This is a genomic window from Lysinibacillus sp. FSL K6-0102 (assembly GCF_038003545.1).
Classification (GTDB): Bacteria; Bacillota; Bacilli; order Bacillales_A; family Planococcaceae; genus Lysinibacillus; species Lysinibacillus capsici.
Window position 1 is genome coordinate 3868774 of the sequence record NZ_JBBOPH010000001.1, and the last position, 12400, is coordinate 3881173.

At 35.9% G+C, this 12400-nt stretch carries 11 protein-coding genes; 3 read left to right on the forward strand and 8 right to left on the reverse strand.

The window, feature by feature from the left end; genetic code table 11:
* Window positions 1-80 precede the first annotated feature (80 nt).
* Window positions 81-659 (forward strand): DinB family protein, encoded by a 579-nt coding sequence (locus NYE73_RS19695; protein WP_259949686.1) that lies wholly within the window; start codon window positions 81-83, stop codon window positions 657-659.
* A gap of 76 nt (window positions 660-735) precedes the next feature.
* Here NYE73_RS19695 and NYE73_RS19700 read toward each other — a convergent pair whose 3' ends face one another.
* From NYE73_RS19700 to NYE73_RS19725, 6 genes are all read right to left on the reverse strand, one after another.
* Window positions 736-999 carry a hypothetical protein gene (locus NYE73_RS19700; protein ID WP_259955560.1) on the reverse strand — a complete coding sequence of 88 codons (264 nt, stop codon included), beginning with the start codon at window positions 997-999 and terminating at the stop codon, window positions 736-738.
* Window positions 969-1655, reverse strand: coding sequence for an EamA family transporter (locus NYE73_RS19705; protein ID WP_259949689.1), 687 nt, complete (start codon window positions 1653-1655; stop codon window positions 969-971). Before NYE73_RS19705 ends, NYE73_RS19700 begins: the two co-directional genes overlap by 31 nt.
* A 37-nt stretch (window positions 1656-1692) precedes the next feature.
* A complete protein-coding gene (locus NYE73_RS19710; RefSeq protein ID WP_259949690.1) occupies window positions 1693-2979 on the reverse strand; it encodes an McrC family protein in 1287 nt (428 codons plus the stop codon).
* Entirely contained in the window at window positions 2963-5515 is a 2553-nt protein-coding gene (locus tag NYE73_RS19715) for an McrB family protein (protein ID WP_259949692.1), read from the reverse strand. Before NYE73_RS19715 ends, NYE73_RS19710 begins: the two co-directional genes overlap by 17 nt.
* 27 nt (window positions 5516-5542) lie before the next feature.
* A complete protein-coding gene (locus tag NYE73_RS19720; RefSeq protein WP_259949694.1) occupies window positions 5543-5959 on the reverse strand; it encodes an HNH endonuclease in 417 nt (138 codons plus the stop codon).
* Between the two features lie 300 nt (window positions 5960-6259).
* Window positions 6260-7108, reverse strand: coding sequence for a pyridoxamine kinase (locus NYE73_RS19725; RefSeq protein WP_259949696.1), 849 nt, complete (start codon window positions 7106-7108; stop codon window positions 6260-6262).
* Between the two features lie 178 nt (window positions 7109-7286).
* Here NYE73_RS19725 and NYE73_RS19730 point away from each other — a divergent pair, with 178 nt between their 5' ends.
* Complete coding sequence (locus NYE73_RS19730) at window positions 7287-7841, forward strand: ECF transporter S component (protein ID WP_004228177.1); 555 nt, start codon at window positions 7287-7289, stop codon at window positions 7839-7841.
* A 132-nt stretch (window positions 7842-7973) separates the two neighbouring features.
* The gene (locus NYE73_RS19735) at window positions 7974-8414 is read left to right on the forward strand and encodes a cell wall hydrolase (RefSeq protein WP_004228176.1); all 441 of its coding nucleotides are present in this window, start codon (window positions 7974-7976) and stop codon (window positions 8412-8414) included.
* A gap of 153 nt (window positions 8415-8567) precedes the next feature.
* Here NYE73_RS19735 and NYE73_RS19740 read toward each other — a convergent pair whose 3' ends face one another.
* Window positions 8568-10784: a 5'-nucleotidase C-terminal domain-containing protein gene (locus NYE73_RS19740; RefSeq protein ID WP_259949699.1), complete on the reverse strand. Its 2217-nt coding sequence runs from the start codon at window positions 10782-10784 to the stop codon at window positions 8568-8570.
* Window positions 10785-10984: 200 nt separating this feature from the next.
* A complete protein-coding gene (locus tag NYE73_RS19745; protein WP_259949702.1) occupies window positions 10985-12271 on the reverse strand; it encodes an MFS transporter in 1287 nt (428 codons plus the stop codon).
* Window positions 12272-12400: the final 129 nt, after the last annotated feature.

A 12400-nucleotide genomic window follows, 5' to 3' on the forward strand; every position in this document is an offset into this window, starting at 1 on the left:
TTTATCGGCCATAACGATTGGCATTTGATGTACTTTTCCTACAGTAATCCTTAAAATGGAAATAAGGGAGCTGAAAATCTATGGAATCTACTAATATGTCAAAACACTTTCTTACATTACAGGCGCAACGAGCACACTATCTACCAGCTATTCATTCACTTTCACAGGAAGAACTATGGCGAGTAACACGCGAGGGAAAATGGTCCATTGGTGAACACTTTTATCACCTTTATTTGATTCTCAAAATGCTCCACACAGCAACCAAATATTCTTTATTCCTTACGCCTATCGCTAAAATGCGAAGAAACAAGCCATTCTCTACTGAAATACATGATATTTATGAAGAATATCAATCCAAAAAAGGACATGGAATGCGAGCACCCAGTATTTTGATTCCACCTAAGAAAATACGCCTTGTATTAAACAGTTATGATATCGAGCAATTACTTATCAACGAGACACTTGCTTTGCAAAAGTTAGTACAAAATATAGACGAGGATGTTGCAGGGCATATTGTTTTTCCTGATCCCATTGCGCATTATCCTAATCTCATTCAAGCTATTCAGTTGTTGGCTATTCATGAGAGGCATCACTTTAATAGGATGGAAGGGCTTTTAGGAGGAAAGAATTTGAAAGGTACAATTAAAGAAATCAAATAGAGCCAATTTGATTTTATGCCCCTCAAAACTGGCTCTGGATTTTTCAGTGTAGCAACTTTGTCATGGAAAAATTTTATTAGGAAACGCTACGAGCTCTTTGTTCTAGAACTACACTTAAAATTCCAAACAATAACAGTAACAACACACCCATTAACGTAATATTTGACCATTGTAACCGTGTATCGAATAGCTGAAAAAAGAAGGTGAATACAGGAATAAAGCACAATGACATCATGACTAAAAATACTTCACAATATTGAATACCCTTCTGTAATAAATACATTGGTATCAACACACCGATGACGGTCATCAATAAAATCCAATCAATGTTTTCAAGCAAATAAGTAAACATGACATCATATGTAGCGATAAATGAAAGCAAAATGATACCATAAAATCTTTTGATAATATCATCGAGCTTGTCCATCCTAATTGACTGAGCTGCTTAGAATAGACTGTACATAATACTGCACCAAGTCCACACAATATGCTTGCCCCGACTCCTAAAATACTTGATTGATCCCATGTTTGTACAGCCGATTTCCCTGTAAAAATAGCACCAATCAGTAATAAACTAGCTGCAAATATGCCAATTGCAAGACCCCACTGTGCATTTATCACTCGTTTTTTCTGCTGTATCGCAAGTAGCAATGCAAACAATGGACCTAGTCCCATTTCAAGAGAGCTCACTATCGCTGGTTCAATATATTTTAATGCAAAGTAAAACCCCATAAAGGCTAATATGGAAGCACCGTTTAACTTCCATAAAGATGATCGTGCCTCTTTCCAGCAGGGCTCTATCTTTTGCTTACTTGTGATTAATTGAAAGAAGACAGTCGTAAGAAAAAAACTAATACCGGTGAAGAGAAATGGATGCACTGCTTGTACACGGTTCGAGTAATACACTTGGCTAATAGACGTTAAAATGGCTAACACTAGTAAACTTATTACCCCTATTGCATATAGATGACGTTTATTTTCAACTATAACTCCCATAGATTCCCCTCTGATAGCATGTCTACTCATATGTTTACTATTGCGTTGCTAGAGTAAATTTTTTTACTAGTTTCTCCAAACTGTCCTCTACATGGTGACAGTCGACGAAGAACACCCTCACCTCGGCACTTTGATCCCCTTCATTTGTGTTAAAATAAATTTCTTTCATTTGTTCAACTTCCGTATTCAATGGATAAAGGAGCCATATTTCTTTAGCGTGATATTTTTTAGCATACGCATACATTTGATACATATCGGCCTGTGAAATGCCATAGTTATTGTGTGGCGTGTTACTTAGCATTTTCCATTTTGTATCTAAAATAATTTTGCGAGTGCCATTTGTTACTACAATATCTGGTCGTAATGCAAATTTCCCTTGAAATAAATGATAGCCTTTATCCTGTAATTGTACATGCCACGCTGAATCACTTAGTAGCTTTTTCAGATGAAAGCCAATATAAGACTCAAAAACTTTTTCCATTGGAAATAATAAGGCTTTAGCAAATGAATGTCCTGAAAAAGTTGTAAAGCTTTCATTATTTAAAAAAATTTTAGACCATTGCATAATCGTTTCATAATCTTTTGAGTTACGATCAATCTTTACCTGGGAAAAATCCTTATTGTAGTTTTTGGATTGCTCAATGAGTTCAAAGTGTATGAGTTGCTTACGAATTTCATTTATATTGTCATTACTAGTAGATTGTTTCAACAAATAAAGCAATGTAGCCTTGATTAACCGATTTTCTGCTCGATTCATTCCAAACTCATCATAGCGTGTATAGAAACGTTGTCGATGAACAATGTTATATTTTAATTGCTGTGAGAATACCATTTTTCCTTTGTATACATTTAAGTTATCCTCCATCGCATAATACGATGATTTAAGTCCTTTTTTAATCAATTTTTGTACTTCTTCAATGTACAATCGAATGAAAATTTCCAATAACGTCATATGATCTGTACGAAGACTAGTCTCATTAAAGGTTTTGCTAGGAAATTCTTGTAACGACTTAAGCATTTTCAAAAATGTTTTTTTAGGGTCAATGGCTGTTTTTCCATATATTTTTGGCAAAATTTGAATTTGTGTACCATTTTTCAATTGCACAATCCCAACATAATTTTTTGCACGAATGACCTTTCCAACATGCCGCTTTGTGGAAACAGAGAAAAAATCGTATGCATCCACATCTTCCATATCATTACAGTTCAAAATCATATTTTCAAGCTGCTCGAAAGAATCATTGTCTAAGTATACATACTCATCTTTAAAAGCTTTATTGCATGTCAGGATATCGTATTCCTTTATTTCAATTAACTTCTTCATTCTCGACCCTTCCATATATGCCGATATAGCTTAATGGTTCCTCGAATGCACTTGCTTGAAGATGGAATTTCGTTTCTGGGAGGTCTATATCAATGGCTCGACCAAATAATCCTTTTATACTTAATTTCTCATCCAAAATAAATCGATATTGCTGGGGTTTTAAATGATCTCCTAACACTAACTGAATCTTACTATAATCTTCATAAAAATATTCTTGGAGAAGTGGAATAATCGCATTCTTAAAAATATTAGCTAGATTTTCTAATGAACTGTCTTCTTTTAAGCTCATAAAATAGGCATGACCAATAGTATGTTCACGATCATACAGTGCTTCAATACGAGCGTTCATGACTTCCATTAGACGTTGAATATGGATATGCCCAACTTTTATATCAGCTACTGCATTCAAATTTGGCAGCATTTCAATAAAGTCAAAGCGTCTTCTAAGTGCTGTATCCATCAGTGCAATGGAACGATCTGCTGTATTCATCGTTCCCAGCAAATAGACATTTTGTGGGACACCAAAATCCTTTTTAGAATATGGAAGCTTCACATGCATTTCTTCTAGTGCTCCAATTCTTTTTGTCGGTTCAATTAATGTAATAAGTTCACCAAAAATCTTCGATATATTGCCTCGATTAATTTCATCGATAATAAAGACATAGTTATTAGTATTTTCTTCCACATCGATTTGATCATTTTGCGAGTATTTTAAAATTAAATTATTCACATCATTGATTGATAGTCGCCAAAGCTCATAAATGGTTTGCTGCACTAAGTTCGTTTTGCCATTTAGCTCATAAATATTTTCATAGATATCCGTGGCAATCCACTCTACTTCACGACTTCTTTTAAAATCTTCCTCTGCCTCTAACCATTCTGGCTCTCCTGTGATAATGCCAATTGCATCAATATGCTTTTGATCTCCTAAAGAAAAGACGATATCACCAACACTCATTCCCTCATAGAAATAGTACAAGGTATCTGAAGGATATTCCCCATCCTCAATAAAATCAGTACCTTCCTCATCCCAGCCTATACGAATTTGATTGTCCTTAAAGCATTCTTCTTTCAGCCAATTCTTGCCACTGCCTCCTAAAGAAATCTTCCAAACTTTTTTATTTCCTTCCATCACCTGATCATGAGCAGTTAATTTTAATTGCTGCGCTTGCTCACAAAATTCTTTAAACACGCCTGATTCAATTTTATATTGAATGCTCTCTTCTGCTTCATCGTTTAAAACAGGCTTAATTCCCTCGATAAACTCTTCATATCCATATGATTGATGAAAAGTAACGAATCGAATCTGACCTTGCTTTTTATACGTAAGATAACGTTCAAAAACATCTTGATACGCTTCTGCGCAAATCGCCATAAATTCTTTATTCTCAATAATACTAACCGCGTAGTTCACCGTATTATAAGTTTTTCCTGTTCCTGGTGGACCGTACAGGATGGTATTGATATTGCATTGACTCATTTTTGGGGAATCCTCCTCTATTATTATTTTGTAGTAAGGAATTAACTCTTTGATAGCTTTAATCACTAAATTCAATATCTCTTGACTACTATAGTCATTTTTTTTAATATCAGTTTCTGTCAAAATAAAAGAAATTTGTACTTTTTGGTAGCTACCATTTTTTACTTTTTCTTTTACTACATCGTTATTATCAGTTGTTAAAAATCTGTCATTACTATCGATTACATAGCATAATCCTTTTTTTAATGGGCGATTTAATAACTGATGATGGCGTTTATAATCCTGCTGATCGCTATTATCTATTGCTAGCTCTATGCTAATACGTAATCGGAACTCATTTTTTTCATCTTTTTCAGCAAAAAAAGATAAACTTGACTTGCAATCTGCATGTCCTGGTTTCTTCATTTGCCTCCATAAATATTCTCTTGTTCGTCTACCAGATACATCAAGCCAGGCAGAACGTCCAAATTTCTTAAATCCAAATCTAGCTCGACATATGTTAGCTAACTTCTCGAGTTCAGCGACTGCTATTTGACCTGCCTCTTTTATTCTTTTTAAATCATCTATTATCTCTTCTTCTGCTCTTTCTATTGCTCTATATTCTTTTCCAGCATATTCTTTTAAAAACGTGAAAATTGCTTGACAATCAAAAACCTCTATAGGATTAGTTAAAATGAAATGAGTAAACTTTCCTTCAATGAATTCATATAATTCAGCAATTTTTTTCTGCCCCATTATGGTTGTTACTGTTATTTCTCTATTTAATGCAGGGCGTTCTTTTTGATTATTAAATTCTCCGTAATAAGATAGTCTTCGCTTAATCGAATCATTAAAATCTCCTGCTACTAGATAGTTATAAATAGAACCACTAGCATTTGCTACACAGTGAGATGATGCCAATGCAGGAGGAATTTTATCTTTATTTATTTCCTCCGCTTTTTTAACAATTTCACTTTGCTTAAAATACAAATCTTCAATTTTAATATTCTCTTTTTCGATAAATTTTTCATATGTTAATAATGCTCCTGCTAACCAAATAGCCTCTACCTTTTTCATAAAAAACCCTTTCTCGATCTGGTTATATTAAAGTAAACTATCAGCCTTTTTCAAAGGAAATACCCAAACATTACGCATCCGCCCATCAACATCTTTCTGAAGATCAGTGTACGGATCGGCCGTGAGTACTACCTCACCTCGATATGTATATTTCCTCTTTGTCATAACCTCAAAATAATGAACTGTTATACCATTTGATTTGGATTCTGCTAATGTCTTATTTTGTGACTTTAACTGCTGATCACCCTTTTGTCCCATGCCTGTATAGTGATAAATTTCATTTACAGTCCTGTCATCATATAATTTTGTTCGATCTGATATTAATACTAAGGTATTTGTTCGGTGTGATCTTCTCATGCCACCCTGTGGAGAACATTTAAAAATTTCGCAAAGTTGATAGTTATCAATTATCGTATTTATTTGTAAATCTTTTATTTCCTTCAATAAACTACACTCCCTACACCAATTATTTTGTTTCCATTACAATACCATAAATTCGTTCTAATTTTACTGATTATTAATGATAAAAAACAAAATCCCTAGTTATTTTTCACTAATTTATATAAGTCTTAAAACGAAATTATTTACTAAAAATTTCCCTTAAATTAAAAAAACGTGTAAGCAATAATAGCTTCCACGCATTTCTGTTTAATTTTATCATGATTATCTAAACTTAAATTTCTTTACGGTTCAATTCATAAAAATCAAATTGATGCAGAGAATATTCCAAGTTAATTGCATCTTCTAAAGTAGCATGCTTAAAAACTTTTCAAAATGCACGCCTGCCTCACGAGGTACTTGCTCCTTCGAAGTAGCTTCAATTGCAGCGGCTAAAAATGTTTCTGCCAGTGTCATTGATTCCATTAAATCTTGTCCGCGCATCATGCCGCCCATTATGATGGATGCGAAGAGGTCGCCTGTGCCTGAATAGCTCTCACCATTATAGTTGCGGATATTATGAAAAGACCGCTCAGAATCGACAAACATATTGCCAACATAACGCTTGTCCCTATCACCTACTGGTGGATTCAAACCCGTAATAATGACGTTTGCTCCAGTTGCTTGCTGTAGCTGCTGACCTGCCTCCTTAAGGGCATGAATATAATCTGTATCATTTTGATAGCTCAGTAGCCTTTCATAGGATAAACCTGTAAGCAAGCAGCATTCCGTAACATTTGGCGTAATAATATCAGCACACTTTACTAATGCTTTCATACGATCTAGCAAGTCACCAGTAAACATTTTATAGACCTCACCATGATCGCCCATTACTGGATCGACAAGCAACGTCGTCTTATTTGAGTGAAACACATCTAAAAAGCGAAATATATTATCAATTTGCTCCTTACCTGTAACAAAGCCTGTATGAATCCCATCAAAGGTAGCTCCAAGCTTACTCCACTCGTCTATAAAAGAGTCCATCTTTGACGTTAAATCTTCACAATAGAAGCTTGAATATCCTGTTTGTGCCGTTAAAATAGCTGTTGGAAGCGGGACTGCTTGCACACCCATCACAGAGAGTACAGGCATCGCAGCCGTCAATGAGCACTTTCCAAAGGACGACATATCTTGAATTACAGCAACTTTTTTCATCATACATTCCACCTAACTCATCCTGCTTTTACTCTCCCCATCGTATCACAATTAGAAAGATGCGAAAATAACCACAAACTGACCCTTAACTTTTTTGCGAAATTGACACTTTTACAATAGTCAGTCCTTTGTTAAAGTAAAAATCATCAAAATATTCATCATAGTGAGGAAGAGACAAATGCAAAATATACAAAGGCCAACATCCTATACAAAATCACGTACAAAAACATTTGATTTAGTCATTACAGCCATTTTAGCAGCACTTGTTTTCGTTGCTACAATGTTTATCAATCTTAAGCTACCGATTGGGCAAGGGGGCCTTATCCACTTAGGAACATCTATGCTGTTTATCTCCGCTATTTTATTCGGGCCTAAAAAAGGAGCACTTGCTGGAGCTATTGGAATGGGTTTATTCGATATCGTAGGTGGCTGGTTAATTTGGGCACCCACAACCATTATTTCACGCGCATTACAAGGCTTTATTGTCGGTAAAATTGCTTGGTCAAAAGGACATAAAGGTGATAATCTTGGGCTGAATATTTTAGGAGCAGTAGTATCAATGCCCGTGATGATCGCTGTTTACTATGTTGGGCAAGCCATTATGTTCAACAGCTGGATTGCCCCGCTGGCATCCATTCCTGGGGACGTCATTCAAAACATCGTAGGCTTAGTTATCGCCATCCCAGTATGTGTTGTACTGAAAAAAACGCCATACTTCAAAAATAATTTTTAATGAAAATACACCATCTTGCTGTTGAACAGTAAAGATGGTGTTTTTTATGGAGTGATATACAAAAACAACGAATTTCAAGATAAAGTGAAACTAGCCTTGTTCTTTTTCATACTATAAGGTGGAGGTGGAAAAATGCCAAGAGTAAAATACCGTGATGCAGACGTTGCTTTAATGGCAAGGATGATGAGAGCAGAAGCAGAGGGTGAAGGTCAACAAGGTATGCTTTACGTGGGCAATGTCATTGTGAATCGTGCAGTGGCGTCCTGTTTAGACTTCAATGATGTAAGAACGATTGAGCAGGTTATTTACCAGGTACAAGGCGGAAACTATTCTTTCGAAGCTGTTCAAAAAGGCAATATGTTTTACCAACGAGCAAGAGAAACGGAAAAAAGATTAGCGAAACAAAACTTAGATTTCTGGCGAGAACATCCAGCAAAATACGCACTCTGGTACTTCAATCCATATGCACCATGTCCCCCAACATGGTATGGTCAGCCGTTTACAGGACAATTTAAGAATCATTGCTTTTATGAACCTGCTCCAGATACTTGTGCTAGTGTATATATGGGATAAGGTTTTTTGACTTTTAATAACCTACATTCACAAGTTTAATAACGCTCTACTACAATGACAAAGCCCAACGTGTTAATTGACAAAAAATCGCCGTATGTAAAGAGGCTGAAGGAATAGATGCAAATCTAGTTTCCTTCAGCCTTATGCTAGCTCTTATTTTTTAATCGTTACATATTTGCTATAAACATACCCCGATTTATTATTATACGATATCTTATACCAGCCTTGTATTTCCTCTAAAATTGTAATTTCGGTATTCTTTGAAATTGTCCCATATACTTTTCCTGAGTTCGATGGCTTTGAACGAACATTTAAGTGATAAGCCGTAACAATCCCTTTAAGTGATTCTGGCTGAGTAATAGTTGGCTTCGATTTGTCTGGTGTTGTCTTACTTGGATTCACTGGTTTTTCTACTGGCTCATCTTTAGGTTTATTCAATGCTTTTACCAGCTTCTGATAAAATTCACCTGACGTTTTTACCCCAGTAAATTGGCTAGCATCTACTTTTGCTTTTGTTGCTAGCATTTTTATTTCTTCTTCTGTAATCAAAGCTTTGACATTAATAGATGCTATATTTGTATATTTACCATCTTCCGTTGTAGGAATGGCTAAAATATCTTTATTGATTAATTCAACAACAGCAGCACGTGCTGGCGATTTCATATCGACACCAACGATTTTCCAGTTATGCTGGATCACTGGCTCATACACGCCGTTCATCTCTTCTTTTAGATATCGAATGGCTAGATTACGGATTGTACCGCCTGTTTCTCCATAGGCACTTTCTTCTTTAGAGGACCAAATCATATTAAACTTACGCCCTTCAAGTGCCTGACCTTTTGATACAAGAAAATCCATACGATAAGAGTTCATACCAAGCTTTAAATTGTCTTCTAGCTTAATTGGGGTACCATCTAATTTTCGTAGATTTTTTAATCTGTTACCTGGCTGCTCAGTTAAATCGATGTCATATTTTACATTTCCGAAATAATCATTCGTACTATATTTAGAGGAACGACGCGTTTTATCAAAACTAATCGTCACATCTCCATCACGTGTGCTATTAAAATAGCCAACTGCCCATTCCATATAATCTTTTAAATCTTTGCCCGTTACTTCATAAACTGATACTTCTCCACCAGCAAATTGATAATTATAGGCGATATCCTTTTTCTTAATAGGACCTACATCCAATGAAGCTTTGTCATTATCAATCTGATGTGCTACCACATCTGCCTTACTATAATGTAGCATGACCTCATGGAAAAAATCTGATAAAGGTGTTTCTTGGATGTGTACAGCTGGTATACCCTTAATTTCATTTTTGGGAACAAGATTTGTTCCTTTAAGCTGTGCTACTTCGATATTAGCATCTTCACGTGCATAATCATGGTATGGCTTCAACGTTTTTTCTAGGTCTTTATCCGATTCAACAAAGGTCCCGTCTTCATTCTTTACAGGAATAGTTGAAGCATCTTTTTCTTTAAGCAACAATTTCTCGCCTTGGCGAGTAAATGTTAAATCAATTCGTGAAATATGTGTTCCATATTTATTAGGCTCCGTTATAAAAACACCGTTCACTTCTTCTTTATTTATCAGTACATGATTGTGTCCTGCAAAAATAGCAGCTAGTTCTGGTACGGCATTAGCCATTTCCTTCACACCCGTTCCTGGAACACCATTTTCATTTTCCAATCCCATATGCATAAGGCCAATCATGACATCTACTTTACCCTCTAATTCCTTAACTGCCTTTTTAGTCTCTTCTATCGGGTTTTTGACAACTAAACCATCAAGATGATTTGTCCCCTTCTCATACTCTGTAATCAAAGGTGTTACCATGCCAATAACCCCGATTTTAACCCCTTCACGCTCAATAATTGTATATGCAGGTAAATAGCGTTCGCCATTTTCTTTATAAACGTTCCCAGCAAGTCTTGCTCCATTAAATTGACTGGAAACTTTATCTAATACATCCAAACCAAAATTAAACTCGTGATTACCATATGTCCAAGCTTCATAGCCCATTTCATTAACAGCCACCATCATTGGTGACTGCGGCTGGTCATTAAACAATTCTGCAGAATTATCCTGTATTAAATCTCCATTTTCCAATAGGACGGTATTCGGATGAACTTTACGGATATCTTTAATAATTGTATATAATTGCGTTAAACTTCCTGTGAGATTAGGTCCATCCACTGCGTAATCCCAAGGCATAGAGCGGCCATGAATATCTGACGTAGCCAGGAGTGTAATATGAATATCTTTCTCTTGTGCATTGACAGGCGTTTGTGTAAAGACAATTCCTGTTGCCAGAATCAATACAGCCATACTTAGTATTGTTATAACTTGTTTCAATTGATTCATTTCCTAGTTTTCTCCCTTTTTATTCTGAATTTTAAGATTCCTAATCAGTGTAGCATTTATGGAGATGTCTAACCAGGTAAAATCTATCATAAAAGTAATATAATTTCATAAATTTAACAAATATTAGCGTGATTAAAGAGGAAAAAGCAATAGAAAATCGATATTCAACAAAAGTTTCAAACCCGTCCAATATCCCTATTTTAATAGGATTTATTTGAATCATTTGGATATGCTAGAGCCACTCTCACACGTTTTTCCTTTAATAACAGGACTCCCATCAAACCAATGAAGGAGAATATAACAGGCGAAATGAAGCCATAGTAGTACCCATCACTTACATTGCCTGTGGCAGCTTGAAAATAATCTAAAATATACCCAAAAATAATGGGCAGCAATGCGGCACTTAGAAAGCCCCCTGTATTGGCAAACCCAGAAACAATGCCTGATTCATTTAAAGGGAAAGTTTGACGAACTGCCGCAAAGGTTAAAGCACTTGCACCATAGCCAAAGCCGATGATAAAGAACAGGACAATGAGCATGAAAATGGACGGATGCCCTTTCAATAAAAGAAAGGCAAACCAACTCGTTAAAACCGCAATATGCACAACAATATAGGGTCTCTTAATCGTACCTAACCAGCCAGCAATCCAGCTCATTAAAGGTGCTCCTATAAGCGCTCCGACTAGACCAATCATAATTAACTGACTAGCCTCTGACCGTGACATCTCATACATATTGATCCCATATGGTACTGCCCACGAGCTAATAAAGCCAACATACCCGCCCACAACGCCAAAATGACAAAAAAATAAAGCCCATGCTTGCCTGCTTGAAAATATTCTTCGCAATAATATGGAGCTTTTTTCACGTTTTAGTTCTTTAGTTATGCTTACAGGTTCCTTTGAAAAAATGCGTTTTGTGTTTTGTACGAGCACAAAATAAAGAAGTACACCACATAAGCATAGTAAAAGTCCTGTAGAGAAAAAGGTGATTCGCCAACCTAATAAAAGAATCAATGTAGCAAAAGGCACTGTTGCCAATAAGAAGCCTAAGCTCCCTGTCATACCTGCAAAGCCAATTAATCGGACAAACTCCTTTTTATGAAACCATTGTGCCAAAATCAGCACCATATTCACCCATATGGTGGCATCTCCTACACCAGTAAGCATTCTAGAAAAGAATAGAATGAATTCATGTGTACCTAGACTGTAAAGAATGGTTCCTATACCTGTAAGGATGGCACCAATGATGAGGAAAAGGTTTGGCCCAAATCGGTCAGCTAAAATCCCCATCGGAATTTGCAAACTCGTGTACACAAAAAATTGAATACTCGTCAATAAGCCAATTGTCGAAGCCGTTACCCCAAAATCCTCCATCAATTGATCTGTAATTAATCCTGGAGCAGTTCGCTGACTTGCCATTAACAAATAGGTAAACAATACAGCAACAAACACAATCCATCTGTACTTATGTTGTTGTTTGTCCAATAATCACTACTCCTATTAGCTTTTATGTTATGTATATGAGTTCGAGGTCAGGATAAAACCTGCTTTTGAGGAAGCTTGAAAATTACGACAGAAAGAAAACGCACCCAGTCTACACTAAGTGCGTTCATG